Origin of the sequence: Streptomyces sp. NPDC091387 (assembly GCF_044756945.1) — a bacterium.
Classification (GTDB): Bacteria; Actinomycetota; Actinomycetes; order Streptomycetales; family Streptomycetaceae; genus Streptomyces.
Window position 1 is genome coordinate 1 of the sequence record NZ_JBIVTZ010000019.1, and the last position, 21,712, is coordinate 21,712.

Annotated in this window: 18 protein-coding genes; 10 read left to right on the plus strand and 8 right to left on the minus strand. The window is 70.5% G+C overall.

All coding sequences use genetic code 11. From position 1 onward, the window contains the following. Positions 1–197 precede the first annotated feature (197 nt). The 5 genes from ACIQM0_RS31880 to ACIQM0_RS31900 are packed head-to-tail and all read right to left on the minus strand — an operon-like array spanning position 198 to position 5,631. Positions 198–1,508 carry a DUF58 domain-containing protein gene (locus ACIQM0_RS31880; RefSeq protein ID WP_401293383.1) on the minus strand — a complete coding sequence of 437 codons (1,311 nt, stop codon included), beginning with the start codon at positions 1,506–1,508 and terminating at the stop codon, positions 198–200. A gap of 11 nt (positions 1,509–1,519) precedes the next feature. Next, on the minus strand, positions 1,520–2,521 hold the full coding sequence (locus ACIQM0_RS31885; protein ID WP_401293385.1) for an AAA family ATPase: 1,002 nt from the start codon (positions 2,519–2,521) through the stop codon (positions 1,520–1,522). Then, positions 2,518–3,741 carry a DUF4350 domain-containing protein gene (locus ACIQM0_RS31890; RefSeq protein WP_401293388.1) on the minus strand — a complete coding sequence of 408 codons (1,224 nt, stop codon included), beginning with the start codon at positions 3,739–3,741 and terminating at the stop codon, positions 2,518–2,520. Before ACIQM0_RS31890 ends, ACIQM0_RS31885 begins: the two co-directional genes overlap by 4 nt. Further along, the gene (locus ACIQM0_RS31895; RefSeq protein ID WP_401293391.1) at positions 3,738–4,427 is read right to left on the minus strand and encodes a DUF4129 domain-containing protein; all 690 of its coding nucleotides are present in this window, start codon (positions 4,425–4,427) and stop codon (positions 3,738–3,740) included. Before ACIQM0_RS31895 ends, ACIQM0_RS31890 begins: the two co-directional genes overlap by 4 nt. Before the next feature lie 4 nt (positions 4,428–4,431). Further along, a complete protein-coding gene (locus tag ACIQM0_RS31900; protein ID WP_401293393.1) occupies positions 4,432–5,631 on the minus strand; it encodes a glycerophosphoryl diester phosphodiesterase membrane domain-containing protein in 1,200 nt (399 codons plus the stop codon). A 140-nt stretch (positions 5,632–5,771) separates the two neighbouring features. On the opposite strand from ACIQM0_RS31900, the gene mtnA reads away from it, so the two are divergent. From mtnA to ACIQM0_RS31935, 7 genes are all read left to right on the plus strand, one after another. Continuing rightward, positions 5,772–6,917 carry an S-methyl-5-thioribose-1-phosphate isomerase gene (gene mtnA, locus ACIQM0_RS31905; RefSeq protein ID WP_401293395.1) on the plus strand — a complete coding sequence of 382 codons (1,146 nt, stop codon included), beginning with the start codon at positions 5,772–5,774 and terminating at the stop codon, positions 6,915–6,917. A gap of 4 nt (positions 6,918–6,921) precedes the next feature. Continuing rightward, the gene (mtrA, locus tag ACIQM0_RS31910; protein WP_187740742.1) at positions 6,922–7,611 is read left to right on the plus strand and encodes a two-component system response regulator MtrA; all 690 of its coding nucleotides are present in this window, start codon (positions 6,922–6,924) and stop codon (positions 7,609–7,611) included. Position 7,612: 1 nt separating this feature from the next. Continuing rightward, entirely contained in the window at positions 7,613–9,643 is a 2,031-nt protein-coding gene (gene mtrB, locus ACIQM0_RS31915; RefSeq protein ID WP_401293398.1) for an MtrAB system histidine kinase MtrB, read from the plus strand. An 85-nt stretch (positions 9,644–9,728) separates the two neighbouring features. After that, positions 9,729–11,498 (plus strand): LpqB family beta-propeller domain-containing protein, encoded by a 1,770-nt coding sequence (locus ACIQM0_RS31920; RefSeq protein ID WP_401293597.1) that lies wholly within the window; start codon positions 9,729–9,731, stop codon positions 11,496–11,498. Between the two features lie 112 nt (positions 11,499–11,610). Further along, entirely contained in the window at positions 11,611–12,339 is a 729-nt protein-coding gene (locus ACIQM0_RS31925) for a ComF family protein (RefSeq protein WP_401293401.1), read from the plus strand. Positions 12,340–12,659: 320 nt separating this feature from the next. Continuing rightward, complete coding sequence (gene hpf, locus ACIQM0_RS31930) at positions 12,660–13,349, plus strand: ribosome hibernation-promoting factor, HPF/YfiA family (RefSeq protein ID WP_363031436.1); 690 nt, start codon at positions 12,660–12,662, stop codon at positions 13,347–13,349. Between the two features lie 184 nt (positions 13,350–13,533). Continuing rightward, positions 13,534–14,289, plus strand: a complete 756-nt coding sequence (locus ACIQM0_RS31935) for a response regulator (protein ID WP_401293404.1) — start codon at positions 13,534–13,536, stop codon at positions 14,287–14,289. A gap of 31 nt (positions 14,290–14,320) precedes the next feature. On the opposite strand, the gene ACIQM0_RS31940 is transcribed toward ACIQM0_RS31935, so the two are convergent. Next, positions 14,321–15,496 carry a winged helix-turn-helix domain-containing protein gene (locus tag ACIQM0_RS31940; RefSeq protein WP_401293407.1) on the minus strand — a complete coding sequence of 392 codons (1,176 nt, stop codon included), beginning with the start codon at positions 15,494–15,496 and terminating at the stop codon, positions 14,321–14,323. A 53-nt stretch (positions 15,497–15,549) separates the two neighbouring features. Beyond that, entirely contained in the window at positions 15,550–16,137 is a 588-nt protein-coding gene (locus ACIQM0_RS31945; RefSeq protein WP_401293410.1) for a GNAT family N-acetyltransferase, read from the minus strand. A 241-nt stretch (positions 16,138–16,378) separates the two neighbouring features. Here ACIQM0_RS31945 and secA point away from each other — a divergent pair, with 241 nt between their 5' ends. Next, positions 16,379–19,195 carry a preprotein translocase subunit SecA gene (gene secA, locus ACIQM0_RS31950; RefSeq protein WP_363031403.1) on the plus strand — a complete coding sequence of 939 codons (2,817 nt, stop codon included), beginning with the start codon at positions 16,379–16,381 and terminating at the stop codon, positions 19,193–19,195. Positions 19,196–19,738: 543 nt separating this feature from the next. Here the strand turns inward: secA and ACIQM0_RS31955 are convergent. After that, positions 19,739–20,158 carry an Rv3235 family protein gene (locus ACIQM0_RS31955; RefSeq protein ID WP_363031402.1) on the minus strand — a complete coding sequence of 140 codons (420 nt, stop codon included), beginning with the start codon at positions 20,156–20,158 and terminating at the stop codon, positions 19,739–19,741. Between the two features lie 289 nt (positions 20,159–20,447). Between ACIQM0_RS31955 and ACIQM0_RS31960 the strand changes: the two genes are divergently transcribed. Both ACIQM0_RS31960 and ACIQM0_RS31965 read left to right on the plus strand, forming a co-directional pair. Beyond that, positions 20,448–20,954, plus strand: coding sequence for a DUF6912 family protein (locus ACIQM0_RS31960; protein WP_401293414.1), 507 nt, complete (start codon positions 20,448–20,450; stop codon positions 20,952–20,954). An 80-nt stretch (positions 20,955–21,034) separates the two neighbouring features. Next, positions 21,035–21,706, plus strand: coding sequence for an HAD family hydrolase (locus tag ACIQM0_RS31965; protein WP_401293417.1), 672 nt, complete (start codon positions 21,035–21,037; stop codon positions 21,704–21,706). The last annotated feature ends 6 nt before the right edge of the window (positions 21,707–21,712 follow it).

The following is a 21,712-nucleotide window of genomic DNA, read 5'->3' on the forward strand; positions in this document are numbered from 1 at the left end:
ACCCTGTGGGAGAGTAGGACGCCGCCGAACTCCTTTTATAGTTAAGCCCCGTGCCCTTGTGGCACGGGGCTTTTCTGCGTTCCCGACCAGAAAGGGCTTGAACGGATACACGCGGGTCACTTCTGTCCGTCCTTCCGCCCGTCCGTCCTTCCTTCCTTACGGCCGCGCCTGATCCGATCAGGTGCGGCCGCGGCGCGCTACAGACGGCCTGCTGCCTTGAGAGCCAGGTAGGCGTCGGCGAGCGCCGGCGCGAGAGTGTCCGGAGTGGCGTCGACGACAACTACGCCGCGGCGCTGGAGCCGGTCCGCGGTTTGACGCCGTCGGGCCTTGGCCTGGGCACCGGCAGCCGCCTCGTAGATCGCGTCCACTGTGCCCCTCGCGCCGGCCATCTCCTCGATGTGCGGGTCGCTGACGGCCGCCAGCAGCACGGTGTGCCGCTGGGTCAGGCGGGACAGGACGGGCAGCAGGCCCTCCTCGACGGGGGCTGCGTCGAGACTGGTCAGGAGCACGATCAAGGAGCGGGGAGGGGCGCTCGCCAGAGCCGTGGCACTGAGGCCTCTCGCATCCGTTTCCACGAGCTCAGGTTCGAGCGGTGCCATCGCGTCGACCATGGCCGACAGGACTTCCCCGGCCGCCCGGCGCTGAACGCGGGCACGAACACGGCGGTCGTAGGCGAGCAGATCCACACGATCGCCGGCCCGGGTGGCGAGAGCGGTCAGGAGCAGGGTCGCGTCCATCGCCGCGTCGAGACGAGGGACGTCACCGACCCGCCCCGCCGAGGTACGGCCCGTATCAAGGACGACGAGGATGTGACGGTCTCGCTCGGGGCGCCACGTTCGTACGGCGACGGCAGACTGCCGGGCGGTCGCCCGCCAGTCGATCGAGCGGGTGTCGTCGCCCGGGACGTAGGCACGGAGACTGTCGAACTCCGTACCCTCGCCGCGCGTCAGGACGCTGGTGCGGCCGTCGAGTTCCCGCAGCCTGGCGAGACGGGACGGCAGGTGCTTGCGACTGGTGAAAGGCGGCAGGACCCGGACCGTCCACGGCACTTGATGACTGCCCTGGCGTGCCACGAGACCCAGCGGGCCGTACGAGCGGACGGTCACCTGCTCGGCCCGTCGGTCACCACGGCGGGTGGGGTGCAGGAACGTGGTGACGCGACGGCGTTCGCCGGGCGGGACCGTCAGTTTGTGGCGGGACGCGGACTGTTCCGTGCCGGGTCGCCAACTGCTGGGAGGCCAGGCGTCACGGAGGTGTGCCCGCAGTCGGCGGCGGGAACGATTGACTACGGTGAGTTGCACGTCCGCGCTGTCACCGAGTCGAACGGTTGTATCACCAGATCGGGTGAACTGGAGCGGGCGCACTGGCGCAGCCAGGGCATAGTCGCACAGAATTGCTAGAGACAGCGGGGCGTTGACCGCGAGCATGCCCGTCCAGCTCGGGGCCAGGATGCCTACAGGGAGTGACCCCAGGGCGGCGAGCAGCGCGGTGCGTCCGGTGAGGGCCACGATTCACCGCCTCATCGGGGTACGGGGACTTGGGCGAGGACTGCGGTGATGACGGAGTCGGGAGTGACACCTTCCATCTCCGCCTCGGGCCGCAGCTGGATGCGGTGGCGGAGTGCGGGGAGGGCCAGGGCTTTCACGTCGTCCGGAATCACGTAGTCGCGGCCCGTGAGCCAGGCCCATGCGCGGGCGGTGGAGAGCAGAGCAGTGGCACCTCGGGGTGAGACCCCGAGGGAGAGCGAGGGGGAATCACGCGTGGCACGACAGATATCTACGACGTAGCCGGCGATCTCGGGGGAGACGCTGGTCTTGGCAACAGCGGTGCGAGCGGCTTCCAGGTCGGCCGGTCCTGCGACCGGACGTATGCCCGCTGCCTTGAGATCGCGGGGGTTGAAGCCGTCGGCATGGCGGGTCAGGACGTCGATCTCGTCCTCACGGGACGGAAGAGGCACCGTCAGCTTGAGGAGGAAGCGGTCCAACTGGGCTTCGGGGAGCGGGTATGTGCCCTCGTACTCGACCGGGTTCTGGGTGGCCGCGACCAGGAAGGGGTCGGGGAGGAGACGCGGGGTTCCGTCGACGGTGACCTGGCGCTCCTCCATCGCCTCCAGGAGAGAGGACTGGGTCTTGGGAGGCGTTCGGTTGATCTCGTCGGCGAGCAGCAGGTTGGTGAAGACCGGTCCCGGCTGGAAGGAGAACTCTGCAGTGCGGGCGTCGTAGACGAGGGACCCGGTGACATCACTGGGCATCAGGTCGGGGGTGAACTGGACGCGCTTGGTGTCGAGTTCGAGTGACGCCGCGAGGGCCCGGACCAGGAGGGTCTTGGCCACGCCCGGGACGCCTTCGAGCAGGACGTGACCTCGGCAGAGCAGTGCGACGACAAGTCCGGTGACCGCCGGGTCCTGTCCGACCACGGCCTTGGCGATCTCGGAGCGCAGCGCTTCCAGCGAGGCGCGGGCCGTGTCGTCGTTCCTGATGGTCTCGGCTGTCCCGGCGGGAACGGGGGGCGGGGCGGTCATGAGGTACGAACCTCCCTTTCGAGGGAGTCGAGTTGGTCTGCCAGAAGGACGAGCGCGGCGTCGTCGGAAGGAGCCGAGCCGAAGATCAGTTCTTGGAGGCCGCTGTCGGTCGTGCCCAGGCGCGCGGAGACGGCGGGCAGGAGTGCGGCGGGGGAGTGGGCGTCCCGCGGGGAGACACCCACGAGGGGGGCGAGACGGGTGCGAGAGGCGTGGCGCAGTGAGTCGGCGGCCCGGTCGCGGGCGTTGGTCTTGCGGTGGAGGCGGGCACGGCCCTCGGTGGACTCGGAGGCGCGAATGGCCACGGGCAGCCGTTCGGCGATCACGGGGCCCAGCCGACGCGCTCGCCAGACGGCGGCAAGTACGGCGGCGAGTGCGAGTTGCAGGGTGCCCCACAGCCAGCCCGGGGGGATCAGGTCGATGAAGCTGCTCTCGCCGCCCGCGCCCTCGTCTCCCGCACGGTCATTGCCTCCGCCGCTGGTTGAGGCGGAGCTGTCGGTAAGCGAGGGGAGGTACCAGACCAGATGCGAGTGGGAACCGAGGAGTTGAAGGGCGAGCGAGGCGTTGCCCTGCTTGTCCAGACGGTCGTTGTACAGGATGTCCGGGGAACCGAGGAGGACGGTGTCACCCGCGGCCGGCTGCCGGAGGAGCAGCAGGGAGGGAAGGCCATCGGCCGGGTAGCAGGCGAGGGTGTCGAGGCTGTCCGAGGAGTAGCGGAAGCCGCCCGTCTCGACGTCGCCGGCCTGCCGGGCCGCGTCCAAGGAGCACCGCGGGGCACGGGTGGTCACTGGGGCGGATGGCTCTGCCCGGACACCGGGCGCCAGTGCGCCCACGGAGGGAGGACCCGCGGCGAGGAGTACGGTCCGGCCCGCGGTGTCGGTGGTTGCCGCGCGGAGCGTGTTCTGCTGGCCCTGCGTCAGCAGGTTGGGCGCGGCGACGAGCAGTGTGGTGTCGGGGCCGACGGCGGATGTGGCGTCCTGGAGCGTGGTGACGACACGGACGGAGACGCCGCGGTCCTTGAGGAGTTCGGCGACGGCCCGGCTGCCGGAGCGGTCCGCGGAGCGGGGGTCGAGACGGCCGTGCCGATCGCCGGAGTGGGTGGCCGCCAGGGCGACTCCGGCGGCCACGAGCACGAGGACGGCGAGCAGCAGTCCACGTATGCGGTTCCAGACCTGACGGGGGGCCGGGGCGGCAGAGGAGGATGGGGCGGTGACCGCGGTCATCCGGCGGCTCCCCGGAGGGTGCCGGTCAGCTCGGGCCTGGTGGACCCGAGTTCCACGTCCAGGGCGAGCAGGGTCAGGTATGCCCGCTCGTCGGCGGTGCGGCCACCGTATGTGACGTCGTCGAACTGCCGGGCCGCCGCGAGCAGTCGCGTGGCGTGCGCGGGGAGCGGGCGGCCGGCTTCCGCGGCGGCTTCATCGGCCGTGCGGCCGGGGCGCGGGTCCAGCAGGGTGCGTTCCTCGAGGGAGCGGACGATGGCCCGCATCCGTTCCTGGACCGCCTGGTTCCAGCGGCCGGCTGCGGCGTGTGTCTCGGCGGCTGTGCGGTGCTCCGCGGCACTGTGGGGGCCGCTCTCGAAAAGGGCGTCCGACGGTCCGGGACCGCGCTGCGGGGTGCCCAGCCGCCACCAGAGCGCGGCGACCAGAGCGAGGACGACCAGTGTCAGTACGACCAGCCCGACCGGGCCGCCGGGGGCGACGCCCGAGGCGGACGAGAGGAGATCACCGATCCACTGCCACAGGTGGTCGAGGGCACGTTGGAGGGGGTTCGGGTCGTTCTCGTGGTACATCGGTTTGGAGAGTTCGTGCCGTGCCGCCTCGCGGGCGGGCACCCGTGGGGTGTCCACGGGTATGTCGCCGCTCGCCCGGACCAGCAGCTGCGCCGCCGCTGTGCCGCCCACCCCCGGCACGTCGTCAGCTCCTGCTGTCGTAACCCGGCAGACCGGCTGCCCTGGCGAGTTCGAGGTCGAGTGCCTCGCGCCGGATGCGCTGGTCCACGTAGAGCAGCGCCATCACACCCGCGGAGAGCGGGTAGGTGATCGTTGCGATGACCACGTCTCCGATGCCGGAGATGATCAGGAAGGACCAGCCGAAACTGTTGGCGCCCTCGGTGAGGAATGCGTCCAGGCCGCCGCCGTCCGCGACCACCGCGACGATGCCGAACGGGATCCCGATCACCAGGGTCACGAAGAGCGTCAGCAGCCAGGTGAGCGCCAGGATGCCGAAGGTCCGCCACCAGGCGCCCCGGATCAGCTTGGCGGAGCGTCGCATCGAGGCCGTGATCGACTGCCGCTCCAGCATCAGCGCGGGGGAGGCGAGGCAGAAGCGGACCATCAGCCAGACCAGCACGACACACGCGGCGAGAAGCCCGAGGAAGGCGAGCCCGACACCTGCCGTGTCGCCGAGCAGGAAGCCGGGCAGGAGCCCGACGGTCATGATGCCCACGGCCATGACAGCCAGCAGCAGGGTCAGGCCCAGCAGCGGGAGCAGCCGGGGCCGGGCCTCGGCCCACGCGTCGGAGAGGGTGACGGGGCGGCCGAGCACCGAGCGGCTGATCACCACGGTCAGCACCGCTGTGGTGAAGATTGTGGCGAGCATCGTGATGAGCAGGGGCGGGGCATTGTTCAGCAGGCTGGACTGGAGCGAGTCGGCTGCCTGGCGCAGGGCCTCCGAGCCCGTGGCGTTCGCGTCGACCGACGGGGGATCGGGCAGCAGATAGCGGTCCACGAGGATGATCGCGGTCTGGACGATCACGGAGACGGTGAGCGTGATGCCGAGGACCGTGCGCCAGTGGGCGCGCATGGTGGACACGGCGCCGTCCAGGATCTCGCCGACGCCCAGTGGCCGGAGCGGGATGACGCCGGGCCGTGCCGCGTCGGGACGGCCCCAGCCGGGCCCCTGGGGCCGGCCGCCCCAGCCGGGGGCGGCCGGCGGCGCGCCGGGGCCGGGACCGGAACTGCTCGGCGGGGACCACTGCCCTGCGGGCGGCTGCGTGGGAGACCAGTTTCCCGCAGGTCCGCTGCCGTCGACAGGCTCGGAAGGCCGGGGGATACCCGCCTCTTGGCCGTCGGAGGGGGCAGATCCGGGCGGGGCCCAGCCCGGAGTGTCGTTCATTCTCGCTCCTTAACGGTCCTGTCCGCTCATCGGGGCGTCAGGTTGCCAGCCATCGTGCCACGCGTTGCACCCGTCCGGGCCTGGCGCTCTATCTCGTTCGTCCCTTCATTTGTGGGCGGCTCACCGGGCAGACTGGGCGGATGGCTGATCAGGACGCGCAACTGCCGGTGGGCATCGCCCCCTCGGCGCTTCCCGTACTTCGCTGGGACGAGCCACCGGAAGGCCCTGTGCTGGTGCTTCTCGACCAGACGCGGTTGCCGGCGGAAGAAGCCGAGCTGGTGTGTGCCGATGTGCCCGCGCTGGTCGAGGCGATCCGGACGCTGGCGGTGCGGGGAGCACCTCTGCTGGGTATCGCGGGGGCCTACGGCGTGGCTCTCGCCGCGGTACGGGGTCAGGACGTGGAGGTGGCCGCGGGGCTGCTGGAGCAGGCGCGGCCCACCGCGGTGAACCTCGGCTACGGCGTGCGGCGGGCCGCCGGGGCGTACCGGGCGGCGATCGAGAAGGGGGAGGGTCCGGAGCGGGCGGCGGCGGAGGCGCTGGCAGAGGCCAGGGCCCTGCACCGGGAGGACGCCGTGGCCAGCGGGCGCATGGCGCGGTTCGGGCTCGCCCTCCTGGGCGAGCTGCTGCCCGACGGCGGGCATCAGCTGCTGACCCACTGCAATACCGGCGCGCTCGTCTCGGGAGGCGAGGGCACCGCCTTCGCGGTGGCGCTCGGTGCGCACCGGGCGGGCCGGCTGAGGAGGCTGTGGGTGGACGAGACCCGTCCGCTGCTCCAGGGGGCCAGGCTGACCGCGTACGAGGCGGCGCGCAGCGGCATGCCGTACAGCCTGCTCACGGACAACGCCGCCGGGTCGCTGTTCGCCGCCGGGGAGGTGGATGCCGTACTCATCGGGGCGGACCGCATCGCCGCGGACGGATCCGTGGCCAACAAGGTGGGGAGCTATCCGCTGGCGGTGCTCGCGAAGTATCACCACGTACCGTTCATCGTGGTGGCCCCGACCACGACCGTGGATCTGGACACCGCGGACGGGGCGGCGATCATCGTGGAGCAGAGACCTGCAAGGGAAGTGACGGAGGTCACATTTTCACAGGTAGGGGTGATTGGCCGGGAAACGGGTGGCGTGATCGTGGCACCGCTGGGATCCCAGGCGTACAACCCCGCTTTCGACATCACACCGCCGGAGCTGGTCACGGCGATCGTCACGGAAGAGGGCGTAATCTCCCCGGTCACAGGGGTCGGACTGGCAGAGCTGTGTGCCAGGTCATCGCAGATAACGATTAGCTAATGGGATGATGTCGATTATGAAGGGACGCGTCCTTGTCGTCGACGACGACACCGCACTGGCCGAGATGCTCGGCATTGTGCTGCGTGGTGAGGGGTTCGAGCCGTCGTTCGTAGCGGACGGCGACAAGGCACTTGCTGCATTTCGTGAGGCAAAGCCGGACCTGGTTCTGCTGGATCTCATGCTGCCCGGTAGGGACGGCATCGAGGTCTGCAGGCTGATCAGGGCCGAGTCAGGCGTGCCGATCGTCATGCTCACTGCCAAGAGCGACACGGTTGACGTGGTGGTGGGCCTCGAGTCCGGGGCCGACGACTACATCGTCAAGCCGTTCAAACCTAAGGAGTTGGTTGCCCGGATCAGGGCACGTTTGCGGAGGTCCGAGGAGCCGGCGCCGGAGCAGCTGACCATCGGCGATCTGGTCATAGATGTGGCCGGGCACTCGGTGAAGCGGGACGGGCAGTCCATCGCCCTGACCCCGCTGGAGTTCGACCTGCTGGTCGCGCTCGCCCGTAAGCCGTGGCAGGTCTTCACCCGTGAGGTACTGCTCGAGCAGGTGTGGGGATATCGCCATGCCGCTGACACCCGGCTGGTGAACGTGCATGTTCAGCGCCTCCGCTCCAAGGTCGAGAAGGACCCGGAGCGGCCGGAGATCGTGGTGACCGTCCGAGGCGTCGGTTACAAGGCCGGACCGAGCTGACGTGTCCCTGGGTAGCGCTGCTCCGAAGCCCGGGGAGCCGGGAGTCCGTGCGGAGCGGGCTGCCGGTTCAGGGCCTGCGTCGTCGCCTTTCTGGCGGTTCCTGCGGGGCGGCCGGTTGTTTCAGGACCGGGCGCCCGGCGGGCCGGTGCCGCGACTGCTGATGCGCTGGGTACGGCGTCCGCTGCTGCCCGCGGTGCGGCTGTGGCGGCGCAACCTCCAGCTGCGGGTCGTCGCGGGCACGCTGCTGATGTCGCTCGGTGTGGTCCTGCTGCTCGGCCTCGTCGTGATCGGGCAGGTACGCAACGGCCTGCTGGACGCGAAGGGAAAGGCCGCCCAGACGCAGGCCGCGGGCGGGTTCGCGGCCGCCCAGGAGAAGGCGAACGCACCACTCACCCCTACGGCCGGGCAGGGCGGCGATACCGCGGACGGCACGACCGCCAACAACTCCTGGCGGACCGAGCTCGTCGACCAGCTCGCCAGTGGCGGGAAGAACGCCTTCAACGTGGTGGCGCTCAGCGCCGACGAGGGCTCCCGCGCGCCCCGCGGCTCGGGCAGCGTCGAGGCCGCGAGCATTCCCCAGAGCCTCCGCGAGTCCGTGAACAAGGGCCCGGGAGCATTCCAGACGTACTCCCTGATCCGCTACGCGAACGGGCAGGAGTCGCAGCCCGGTCTCGTCGTGGGCAAGCGCCTCTACGACATCGACCGCAACCCCTACCAGCTCTACTACGTCTTCCCGCTGACGCAGGAGGAGAAGTCCCTGACCCTGGTCAAGGGCACCCTGGCCACCGCGGGTCTGTTCGTGGTCGTGCTGCTCGGGGCCATCGCCTGGTTCGTGGTGCGCCAGGTCGTCACACCCGTCCGCATGGCGGCCGGGATCGCCGAACGGCTCTCCGCCGGGCGGCTCCAGGAGCGCATGAAGGTCACCGGCGAGGACGACATCGCCCGGCTCGGTGAGGCCTTCAACAAGATGGCGCAGAACCTTCAGCTGAAGATCCAGCAGCTGGAGGAGCTCTCGCGGATGCAGCGTCGGTTCGTCTCGGACGTCTCGCACGAGCTGCGGACACCCCTGACGACGGTACGGATGGCGGCCGATGTCATCCATGAGGCACGCGTCGACTTCGACCCTGTCACGGCTCGCTCCGCGGAGCTGCTCGGTGATCAGCTCGACCGTTTCGAGTCGCTGCTCTCCGATCTGCTGGAGATCAGCCGGTTCGACGCCGGAGCCGCGGCGCTGGAGGCCGAGCCGATAGACCTGCGGCAGGTCGTGCGGCGGGTGATCGGCGGCGCCGAGCCGCTGGCCGAGCGCAAGGGCACCCGGATCCGGGTGGTCGGTGACGAGCAGCCGGTGATAGCGGAGGCCGATGCGCGACGGGTCGAGAGGGTCCTGCGCAACCTGGTCGTCAACGCCGTCGAGCACGGTGAGGGCCGCGATGTCGTGGTGCGGATGGGGGTGGCCGGCGGAGCGGTCGCGGTGGCCGTCCGGGACTACGGCGTGGGGCTGAAGCCCGGCGAGGCGACCCGGGTGTTCAACCGTTTCTGGCGGGCCGACCCGGCCCGTGCCCGGACGACCGGCGGCACCGGTCTGGGGCTGTCGATCGCCGTCGAGGACGCCCGGCTGCACGGAGGCTGGCTGCAGGCATGGGGCGAGCCCGGTGGCGGCTCGCAGTTCCGGCTGACGCTGCCGCGCACGGCGGACGAGCCGCTGCGAGGTTCGCCGATACCGCTGGAGCCCGAGGACTCACGGCGCAACCGGGAGAGCCGGGAGCGGGCCGCGGCCGCCCCCGTACAGGCCACGGGCAGCGAGCACCGGCTGATGGCCGTGCCCTCCCAGCCGGCGGGCACGGACCGCTCACCGCTGCCGGTACCGGCGCGCGCCCCCGCGGCCGCCCGGCCCGCACCGGTCTCGGTGCACCCGGCGGCACTGCCGGGAAGCGGCGCACGGGTGGTGCCGCGGCACTCCGAGGAGCGGCCCGGCGACAACGACTCCCCGAGGCAGGACCCGGGGCGGGAGGACACGACTCGTGGGCACTGACCGCGATCAGGGCGGCCGCGGACGTGCGGCGGGGCTGACCGTGCTGCTGGGATGCGGCGCCCTGCTGCTCACCGCGTGCGGCTCGATGCCCGTCACCGGGGACGTCAAGGCCGTGGACGCCTCGCAGCCCGGCGACTCCCAGGTGCAGGTGTACGCGGTCGCGCCGCGTGACGGTGCCGCGCCGAACGAGGTGGTCGACGGCTTCCTGGAGTCGATGACCAGCGACGACTCCGATTTCCGTACGACGCGCAAGTACCTCACGCAGCGGTTGTCGAAGACCTGGAAGCCGAGTGCGCTCACCACCGTGCTGGCCAAGGCGCCGAACCGGAGCGACCGGCCGGCCCACGAGAGCGACCGCAGCACCACCGAGGTCACCTACACGCTGTCCGGCGAGAAGGTGGCGACGGTCGACGAGCAGAACGCGTACCAGCCGCTCGCTCCGACGGACTACACCAGCACCCTCCATCTGGTCCGGCAGAACGGGCCGGACGGCAAGGAGTGGCGCATCGACAGCGTGCCGGACGGCCTGGTGCTCGGGCAGTCGGACTTCAAGCGGCTCTACCGTTCCGTCAACAAGTTCTACTTCGCGACCGGGCGCTCCGAGGCGGAGTCCACACTGGTCGCCGACCCGGTCTACATACGTAACCGGACGGATCCCGTCACCGGGATGGACACCGTGACGCAGGCGGTCCGCAGTCTTCTGAGGGGCCCGACCGACTGGCTGCGGCCGGTGGTCACCTCACGCTTCCCCGCGGGGACGGGCCTGCGGAAGGACGTCACCTCGCTGACGCCCGACGACCGCAACGTACTGAAGGTCCCGCTCAACAAGAAGGCCGACGGAGCCGGTCAGCGCTCCTGCCGGATGATGGCCTCGCAGGTGCTCTTCACCCTCCGGGACCTGACATCTGCGCGGGTCGAGCAGGTGGAGCTGCAGCGCTCGGACGGTTCGCCGCTGTGCGTGCTCGGGTCCGATCAGGCCGAGGAGTACGCCCCCGACCGTTCGTCGGGCGGGCCCGACAGCCAGTACTTCGTCGATGCCAAGGGGCACGTGCAGCGCATTCCGGGGAGCACCAGGGGCAGCGGGGAACCGGAGCCGGTGGCCGGGCCGTTCGGCGCCGGGCAGGTGCGGGTGAGCGAGGTCGGCGTGGCCCGGGACGAGCAGTTGGCCGCGGCGCTCTCGCAGCACCGCGATGCGCTCTACGTGACCTCCATCGCCGAGGACGGCCAGCTGCCGGACCCGGCGGTGACGAGCAAGGCCGCCGCTTCCAAGGACCGCCTGACGGCGCCCAGCTGGGACGGCAGGGGCGACCTCTGGGTCGCCGACCGCGACCCGGACAATCCCAGGCTGCTGCGGCTGGCCGGTGGCGCGGGCAAGCCGCAGGAGGTCACGGTGCCCAGTCTGAACGGCAGCCGGATCAAGGGACTGCGGCTGTCCTCGGACGGGGTGCGCATCGCACTGCTGCTGAAGAGCGATGGCCATACGACGCTGAAGATCGGCCGGATCGAGCGTCAGGGATCGCACGACAAGCAGCAGGTTTCCGTGGTCGACCTGCGCCAGGCCGCGCCGCAGCTGGCGGACGTGACCGCGATGTCGTGGTCGGGCGGGAGCCGTCTCGTGGTGGTCGGCAAGGAGCAGGGCGGCGTGCAGCAGGTCCGCTATGTGCAAGCCGACGGCTCGACACCTTCGTCGGGCGTGCTGCCCGGGGTGAACCAGGTGCTCGCGATCGCCGCGGCGGACGACGAGCAGTTGCCGCTGATGGCGGACACACAGGGCGACGGAATAGTGAAGCTGCTGCCCGGAGACAACTGGCAGACGGTCCTCAAGGAGGGATCGGCGCTGGTCTACCCGGGCTGACACCCGCGCCAGCCCGTACCCCGTACCCCGTACCCCTGCGCCATGCCCGCCCGTGTCCGGGCGGTTGTCCACAGGGGTGGTCCGACGGCTCGGGCGAGGGCACAGTGGAGTCATGCGCGGGTGGTGGCGGGAGATCACCGGACTGGTCCTGCCGGTGGCCTGCGGGGGCTGCGGCAGACCGCGGACCGAGCTGTGCGCGGAGTGCGGCGCGCAGCTCCACGGCGGGGCGCCCCGCCGGGTGAGACCCGATCCGGAGCCTCCCGGTCTGCCCCCGGTCCATGCCGCCGCCGGCTACGAGAACGCCGTACGGGCGCTGCTGCTGGCCCACAAGGAGCGGGGTGCGCTCGGCCTGGCGGGGGCACTCGGCAAGGCGCTGGCGGGTGCCGTGCGGGCCGGGGCGGGCCCGCCGTCCGGCCCGGGACCACTGCTGCTCGTGCCCGTGCCGTCGTCGCGCCGGGCCGTGGCGGCGCGAGGACATGATCCGACGCGTCGGATCGCCCTGGCTGCCGCGGCGGAACTGCGGCGTGCGGGCACCCCGGCCCGGGTGGCCGCGGTGCTGCGCCAGGGGCGTGCGGTGGCCGATCAGGCGGGGCTCGGAGCCGGTGCGCGCCGGGCGAATCTGGCGGGTGCGCTGGAGGTGGTGGCGGGAGGCGGCCGACTGCTGGCAGCCGGGCGGGTCGTGCTGGTCGACGACCTGCTCACGACGGGTGCCTCGCTGGCCGAGGCGGCACGGGCGATCGACGGATCAGCCGGGCCGTACGGCACTGGGTCCGGGGTGCGGCAGGCGGCCGTTGTCGCAGTATCTCCGTCCGCCTTCGAAATAAACCGGAACTGGAAGTGAACCTGCATCGTTGCAGGTAGTGAGTGGGTAAAAAGACCTGAACGGAGGTACGTGCGAGTAGCGGGTGCCGACAGGCCGCCGAGCAGGCTATGTTCGGTTGTGAGGAATGGTGAATGCCAGACCTCGACGAATGCACCACCAGGTTTCGGGCAGGTACCCACCAGGAGTTCAGAATCTGGAATTCGGTGGGGTGGACACCTCACCGCCGGGGGAGGAGGAGGTGGAAGCCACCGAGTCCGCGGCTCCGGTCACCACCGGAGCCTGGTGCAAAAAGGAGATGCTCCGCCACTGAGCGGAGCGATCCGGGAACGGAGTTCTGCGTGGACATCGTCGTCAAGGGCCGCAAGACCGAGGTGCCCGAGCGGTTCCGCAAGCACGTGGCCGAGAAGCTGAAGCTGGACAAGATCCAGAAGTTCGACGGCAAGGTGATCAGCCTCGACGTGGAGGTGTCCAAGGAGCCGAATCCCCGTCAGGCCGACCGTTCCGACCGGGTGGAGATCACGCTCCGCTCGCGTGGGCCGGTCATCAGGGCGGAAGCGGCCGCAGGCGACCCTTACGCAGCGCTGGACCTGGCCACCGGCAAGCTGGAGGCCAGGCTGCGCAAGCAGCACGACAAGCGCTACAGCCGCCGCGGCTCGGGCCGCATCTCGGCTGCAGAGGTCGCCGAAGTCGTGCCGGAAGCGGCTTCGTTCAACGCTGACGGTGTGCTGATCGCCGACGAACCGGCGAAGCCCGTGCCCACCACCAGGATCGGCTCGCTCGAGGTACAGGGCGAAGGACCGCTGGTGATGCGCGAGAAGACACATGTGGCGGCACCCATGTCGCTCGACCAGGCTCTCTACGAGATGGAGCTGGTAGGACACGACTTCTACCTGTTCGTCGACTCCGAGACGAAGGAGCCGAGTGTCGTCTACCGGCGGCACGCGTACGACTACGGTGTCATCCACCTGAGGACCGACCCGCTGGCCGCCGATGAGGCGGGCGGCGCGGGTGGTGCGCTCGGCGGCTGACGCCTCCCTCCGTGGTGCCCCTGGTGCGCCTTGTGCGCCCCCGGGGCACCCGCGTGCGACCACAGGATCACCGTTCCGACGCCCAGGCATGAAATCATGGCGACCCAAGCCAATCGGTGCTCTGTGAACTGCCGTTGGCGGACAGTTTGTGAACTTCAGGCCGTGGCCTTCAGGGGGAGGAACGATGGCGGACACCTTCGGGCCCGTGCGCGATGCGAATGATGCCGAGGCTGCTTCCGGTGCCCGTACCGGAGCGGACGAGGACGGTGGTTCCCGCAAGGAACCGATCCGGGTCCTCGTGGTCGATGACCACGCACTCTTCCGCAGGGGGCTGGAGATCGTCCTCGCGCACGAGGAGGACATCCAGGTCGTCGGCGAGGCCGGAGACGGGGCGGAGGCGGTCGACAAGGCCGCCGATCTGCTGCCGGACATCGTGCTGATGGATGTACGGATGCCCAAACGCGGCGGTATCGAGGCCTGTACCTCCATCAAGGAGGTGGCCCCCAGCGCGAAGATCATCATGCTGACGATCAGCGACGAGGAGGCCGACCTCTACGACGCGATCAAGGCGGGCGCCACCGGCTACCTCCTCAAGGAGATCTCCACGGACGAGGTCGCCACCGCGATCCGGGCCGTCGCCGACGGGCAGTCCCAGATCAGTCCGTCCATGGCGTCGAAACTGCTCACCGAGTTCAAATCGATGATCCAGCGGACCGACGAGCGCCGGCTGGTGCCGGCGCCCCGGCTCACCGAGCGTGAGCTCGAAGTCCTCAAACTGGTTGCCACGGGCATGAACAATCGCGATATCGCGAAGGAACTCTTCATTTCCGAGAACACCGTGAAGAACCACGTCCGCAACATCCTGGAGAAGCTCCAGCTGCACTCCCGGATGGAAGCCGTGGTCTACGCCATGCGGGAGAAGATCCTCGAGATCAGGTGACGCGGCCGGGTAAAGCCCCGGAAATGTGTGGTCATGCCAGGACGCGGGCGATTTCCCGCGTGAGCGGCCCGCGCAGTTCCGGTGCCTCCACCCGCTCCAGCCGGACCTCGGTGCAGCCGACCCACGACGCAGCCTCGGCCAGAGCCTCCGCCATCGGCGGCACGGCCTTCGGGCCCGCCAGGGACACCTGCCGGGCGACCAGTGTCGTGCCCTCGCGCGCCGGGTCGACCCGGCCCTGCAGCTTGCCGCCCGCCAGCAGAGGCATCGCGAAGTAGCCGTGGATCCGCTTGGGCTTGGGGACGTAGGCCTCCAGGCGGTGGGTGAACCCGAAGATCCGCTCGGTGCGCGCCCGCTCCCAGACCAGCGAGTCGAACGGCGACAGCAGCGTCGTACGGTGCCGTCCGCGCGGCTCGGAGGCCAGCGCCGCCGGATCCGCCCAGGCCGGCTTCGCCCAGCCCTGCACCGTCACCGGCACCAGACCGGAGTCCGCGACCACCGCGTCGAACTGCTCGGCCCTGAGCCGGTGGTAGTCGGCGATGTCCGCGCGGGTGCCCACGCCCAGCGACTGCCCGGCGAGCGCCACCAGCCGGCGCACGCACTCCGCGTCGTCCAGGTCGTCGTGGAACACCGCGGCGGGCAGGGCGCGCTCCGCCAGGTCGTAGACCCGCTTCCAGCCGCGCCGCTCGGTGCACACCACCTCGCCGTACATCAGGGCCCGCTCGACGGCGACCTTCGACGCCGACCAGTCCCACCACTCCCCGCCGTTGTTCGCGCCGCCCAGCTCCGTGGCCGTCAGCGGGCCCTCGGTGCGCAACTGCTTGATGACCGTGTCGTACGCGCCGTCGGGCAGGTCGTGGTGCCACTGCGGGCGCGAGCGGTAGGCGCGGCGGCGGAAGGCGAAGTGCGGCCACTCCTCGACCGGCAGGACACACGCCGCGTGCGACCAGTACTCGAAGGCGCGGCCGCCCGACCAGTACGCCTCCTCGACGGGACGCCGGCCGACCGCGCCGAGGCGCGCGTACGGAATCAGCTCGTGCGACCGCGCGAGCACGGAGATCGTGTCGAGCTGGACGGCGCCGAGATGCCGCAGCACGCCGGGCACCCCGGCCCGGCGGTCAGGGGCGCCCAGGAATCCCTGGGCGCGCAGGGCGATCCGGCGGGCCTGATCGGCGGAGAGTTCGACGGCGGGGGGCTGCACAGGCGTCATGCCTCGAACCCTAGAGGGCGGCACTGACAGTCCGGCCCGGAATTCCGCGGTCCTCACGAGCGGGTGGGCGGCACCGCCGGAAGGTAGGCGCAGGTCCCCGGCAGCCCGAGGTCGGACGGGAGCAGCGCACCGGCCCACGTATCGCGCCGCACTCCCTTGTTGAGCAGTCCGGAGCGCTGGTCGCCCTCCATGAGGAAGCCGGCCCGCAGCGCCACGGCCCGGGAGGCGGCGTTGCCGATCTCGGCCCGCCACTCCAGCCGGTCCCCGCCGAGCGAAGTGAAGGTCCAGTGGGCGGCACGGCGGACCGCTTCCGTCATGTAGCCGCGGCCACGGTGCTCCCCGGCAGTCCAGAACCCCACCTCGTACGTCCCCGGCTGGTTGCGGCGGTTGATGCCGAGCGCACCGGTCAGGGCCCCGCCGTCACGCAGCACGACGGCGAAGTTGTACATGGAGTCGTCCTGCCAGCCGCCGGGCGAGAACTGCTGGGTGAAGAGCTCCGCGTCGGTGCGGCTGTACGGCGAGGGAACGACCGTCCAGCGCTGGATGTCCGGGTCCTGGCAGGCGGCGTGCACCGCGTCCGCGTCGCCCGGGGAGAAGGGGCGCAGCAACAGCCGGTCGGTGGTGAGAGTGATCGGTTCCATGTACGGATTCTGGTGACCGGCCGGGGCGCGGAGCGAGCACTTTTCGGACTTCCCGGCACCTTCGGTGCCCTTCGTCCGTTGATCGGGAAGGGCACTGCGAGCTCAACGCAGTGGCAGCCCTCCCGGCGCGGCGGGGTCCTCGCTTACGATGGCCGTTGCGGTGGGGCCCACCTGCCGTGCCCGCGCCAGAGTCCATAACACGACCCAGTGCCAGGCCCGACCGGCAAGGAGACCAGCCTCAGTGTCCGTCTTCAACAAGCTCATGCGTGCAGGCGAAGGCAAGATCCTGCGCAAACTGCACCGCATCGCGGACCAGGTCAGCTCCATCGAAGAGGACTTCGTCAACCTCTCCGACGCCGAGCTGCGGGCGCTCACCGACGAGTACAAGGAACGGTACGCGGACGGCGAGAGCCTGGACGACCTGCTTCCCGAAGCATTCGCGACCGTCCGTGAGGCCGCCAAGCGGGTCCTCGGACAGCGCCACTACGACGTTCAGATGATGGGCGGCGCAGCCCTGCACCTCGGCTACGTGGCCGAGATGAAGACCGGCGAGGGCAAGACCCTGGTCGGCACGCTGCCCGCGTATCTCAACGCGCTCTCCGGCAAGGGCGTGCACCTGATCACGGTCAACGACTATCTGGCCGAGCGTGACTCGGAGATGATGGGCCGGGTCCACAAGTTCCTCGGACTGGACGTCGGCTGCATCATCGCCAACATGACGCCGGCCCAGCGCCGTGAGCAGTACAGCTGCGACATCACGTACGGCACGAACAACGAGTTCGGCTTCGACTACCTCCGCGACAACATGGCGTGGTCGCAGGACGAGCTCGTCCAGCGCGGTCACAACTTCGCGATCGTCGACGAGGTCGACTCGATCCTGGTCGACGAGGCCCGTACCCCGCTGATCATCTCCGGCCCCGCCGACCAGGCCACCAAGTGGTACGGCGACTTCGCCAAGCTGGTCACCCGGCTGGCCAAGGGCGAGGCGGGCAATCCGCTCAAGGGCATCGAGGAGACCGGGGACTACGAGGTCGACGAGAAGAAGCGGACCGTCGCGATCCACGAGCCCGGTGTCGCGAAGGTGGAGGACTGGCTCGGCATCGAGAACCTCTACGAGTCGGTGAACACCCCCCTCGTCGGGTACCTCAACAACGCCATCAAGGCCAAGGAACTCTTCAAGAAGGACAAGGACTACGTCGTCATCGACGGCGAAGTCATGATCGTCGACGAGCACACCGGCCGTATCCTCGCCGGCCGCCGCTACAACGAGGGCATGCACCAGGCGATCGAGGCGAAGGAAGGGGTGGACATCAAGGACGAGAACCAGACCCTCGCCACGATCACCCTGCAGAACTTCTTCCGCCTCTACGGCAAGCTCTCCGGCATGACCGGTACGGCGATGACCGAGGCCGCCGAGTTCCACACGATCTACAAGCTCGGCGTCGTGCCGATCCCGACCAACCGGCCGATGGTCCGGGCCGACCAGTCGGACCTGATCTACCGCACCGAGGTCGCGAAGTTCGCCGCTGTCGTCGACGACATCGCGGAGAAGCACGAGAAGGGCCAGCCGATCCTGGTCGGCACCACCTCCGTCGAGAAGTCCGAGTACCTCTCGCAGCAGCTGTCGAAGCGCGGTGTGCAGCACGAGGTTCTCAACGCCAAGCAGCACGACCGGGAGGCGCCGATCATCGCGCAGGCCGGTCGCAAGGGTGCCGTCACGGTCGCGACGAACATGGCGGGCCGCGGTACGGACATCAAGCTGGGCGGCAACCCCGACGACCTGGCCGAGGCTGATCTGCGCCAGCGCGGACTCGACCCGGTCGAGCACGTCGAGGAGTGGGCGGCCGCGCTGCCGGCGGCGCTGGAGAAGGCCGAGCAGGCGGTGAAGGCCGAGCACGACGAGGTCAAGGACCTCGGCGGGCTCTACGTCCTGGGCACCGAGCGGCACGAGTCGCGCCGCATCGACAACCAGCTGCGCGGTCGTTCCGGCCGTCAGGGCGACCCGGGCGAGTCCCGCTTCTACCTGTCGCTGGGCGACGACCTGATGCGTCTGTTCAAGGCGCAGATGGTCGAGCGCGTGATGTCGATGGCCAATGTGCCGGACGATGTGCCGATCGAGAACAAGATGGTGACGCGGGCGATCGCGTCGGCCCAGTCGCAGGTCGAGCAGCAGAACTTCGAGACGCGTAAGAACGTCCTGAAGTACGACGAGGTGCTCAACCGGCAGCGCGAGGTCATCTACGGCGAGCGGCGCCGGGTGCTCGAGGGCGAGGACCTCCAGGACCAGATCCGTCACTTCATGGACGGCACGATCGACGACTACATCCGCCAGGAGACGGCGGAGGGGTTCGCCGAGGAGTGGGACCTGGACCGGCTGTGGGGCGCGTTCAAGCAGCTCTACCCGGTGAAGGTCACGGTCGCCGAGCTGGAGGAGGCCGCGGGGGATCTCGCCGGGGTCACCGCGGAGTTCATCGCCGAGTCGGTCAAGGACGACATCCACGAGCAGTACGACGAGCGTGAGAAGTCGCTCGGCTCCGACATCATGCGTGAGCTCGAACGCCGCGTGGTGCTGTCCGTGCTGGACCGCAAGTGGCGTGAGCACCTCTACGAGATGGACTACCTCCAGGAGGGCATCGGCCTCCGGGCCATGGCGCAGAAGGACCCGCTGGTCGAGTACCAGCGCGAGGGCTTCGACATGTTCAACGCCATGATGGAGGGCATCAAGGAGGAGTCCGTCGGCTACCTGTTCAACCTGGAGGTCCAGGTCGAGCAGCAGGTCGAGGAGGTGCCGGTGCAGGACGCGGGGACCTCGCTCTCCAAGGAGGACGCCGTTCCGGCGGCGCGTCCGGAGATCCGGGCGAAGGGGCTCGACGCTCCGCAGCGTCCCGACCGGCTGCACTTCTCCGCTCCCACGGTGGACGGGGAGGGCGGGGTCGTCGAGGGCGACTTCTCCAACGTGGACAGTGACGGGGGCGGTGCCGAGTCCGACGGGCTCACCCGGGCTGAGCGGCGCAAGGCGCAGAAGAGTGGTGGGGGTGGGCGGCGCCGCAAGAAGTAGCGCGCGCTGACTGCTGGATCACGGCCGGGGCCGGACACCAATGGTGTCCGGCCCCGGCTGTTGTGCGTGTGGGTGTGGGTCTGCGCGTGTGCGGGTGCGGTGGTGGGCGGGGCGGTGGGTGCGCCTGCGGCGGGCCTTGTCCCCTCCCCGCCCCTTCCCGTAACCGGGGCTCCGCCCCGGACCCCGCGCCTCAAACGCCGGCGAGGCTGGATTGGGGCCGACCGGGAGGGTTGGGGCGGGAGAGGGCTGTGTGGGCCCGTGTGGGCCCGTGCGGCCCGGCGGTGAGGGGAATGGCGGGTGAGAGGCTGGGAGGGCTGGAGTCGGGCCCGTGTGGGCCGGTTCGGGCTGTGGATGTCGGGTGGGTGGGGTTGGGGGTCGGCTCAGGGTGGGGGCCGGTCCCCAGGGTTGCGGCGCAGGCGGCACGTGGCTCCGGGCTCGGCGCCCCAGGCTGGCGGGGCTCGGCCCCCAGGGTGGTCGGGGCACCGTGGTGGCGCCCCGACCACCAGCGGCGTCCGGTGGCCCCTTCGGGGCCCCTTCCGGGGGTCAGGGTTGGCGGGCCGGGGTGTTGCCCAGTTCTACTGCGGCGCAGCGCCAGCGGAGGTCGGGGCCCTGTTCCAGGCGGAAGGCCATGGCCCGGACCTGTTCGCCCGCCGCGATGCTCGCGCAGGCCTCGACCACGCCGGGGGCCGGCTGGGCGCCTCGGCACATGCGGATCACCGGTCGGGCGCCGCGGCTCCTGAGCGGGGTGGCGGGGGCCAGTTCGGCGAGTTGGTCGTAGGCCTCCCCGATGGTGTGGCCGAGCATCCAGTGGACGGGGCGCTGGCCGCTGAGGACGGCCAGGAGGCGTTCCGCGAACCACTGGTGGGGGCGGACGCGCCGGGGCGTCCGGAGGCGTTGCGGGGGTACGGTCTCGGGCCTGCGTGCGTCGTGCCGTCCGGCGGGCCGGGTCCTGTTCGTGGTCACTGCTCATCGCCCCCGTGCTTCAGAGGCCCGGCATCTACCGGGCGGTAACTTCTGCTGTGGATCTTCTACGGGGCGGCGGAGGCCCCCGCAAGCGTCCGAGGAGCCGGGAGAGGGGGCCCGGAATTCACCTATCCGGGTGGCGGACCCGGTCAGGGAAGGGGAGCGGGGCCGGGGCGGACAGGGTGAGCAGCGGTTGCCGGGTGGACGGGGCGGGGCCCGTGCAGGTAACCCCAAAGGGGGACGCCGCACGTATCCTGAGGGCGTCTCCGACTACGAAAGCGGCCAAGCCATGCGCGTGTACGTCCCTCTGACCCTCTCCGGTCTCGCAGCGGCGCACAGGGCGGGCGAGCTGGGCCCCGGCCCGCGCACCGCGTACGCGGTGACCCCCGGACTGCGTGAGTGGTACGTCTCCGACGACATCGAGGAGCTGGAGTACGCGGCGCTCAACCGGGCCGCGTCCGCTTCGCTGCGGATGATCGCCGGGGACCCCGGTGCCACCCGCCGTCGCGTCGTCGTCGCGGTCGATGTGCCGGACGGGGCCGCGGTCGCCGACCCGGACCACATCCTGGACGCCTCTTCGCTCGGTGAGGTCACGATCGCCTCAGCGGTGGCGCTGGCGAAGGCGGCCGCGGTGCACATCGACTCGGACGAGGCGGACAAGGACGTCACGGCGGCCGCGGCCGCGCTGGGGGCGGCGGACCTCGGTGACGACGACGCGCAGTTCACCGTGGACGGGGCGGAGGACCACGAGCTGCTGTGGTTCGGCGTCCAGGAGATCCCGAACCTGATCGGCTGACGGCGGAGCGGGGCGGCCCGAGCGGCCCCGTGCGGCGGCCGCCGCACCGGTTGTCAGTGGCGGCGGGTATTTTTCTTGGCATGGGGACGCAGGGGAAGTACCGCACACATCTGGTCTGGGACTGGAACGGCACACTGCTCGACGACAACATCGCGGTCGTCGGCGCGACGAACGCCGCGTTCGGCGAGGTCGGCGTGGCGCCGATCAGCCTGGACCAGTACCGGGAGACGTACTGCATCCCGATACCCCGCTTCTACGAACGGCTGATGGGCCGGCTGCCCACCGAGGCCGAGTGGGACGTGATGGACCTCGCCTTCCACCGTCACTACACCGAGCAGCGCGAGGGCTGCGGGCTGACGGAGGGGGCCGCGGAGCTGCTCGCGCAGTGGCAGCAGGCCGGCCGGAGCCAGTCCCTGCTGAGCATGTACGGGCACGACGAGCTGGTCCCCGTGGTGCGGGGTTACGGCATCGAGTCGCACTTCGTGCGCGTCGACGGCCGCACCGGGCGCTCCGGCGGCAGCAAGGCGCAGCACATGGAGCGGCATTTCGCGGCGCTGGACGGGATATCCCCGGAGCACGCGGTGATCATCGGTGACGCGGTGGACGACGCGGTGGCAGCCGCCCACGTCGGCGCGCGGGCGGTGCTCTACACGGGCGGTTCGCACAGCCGGTCCAGCCTGGAGGCGGCCGGGGTGCCCGTCGTCGACACCCTGGCCGAAGCGGCGGCGCTCGCCCAGCAACTGGGCCGGTAGGGGCAG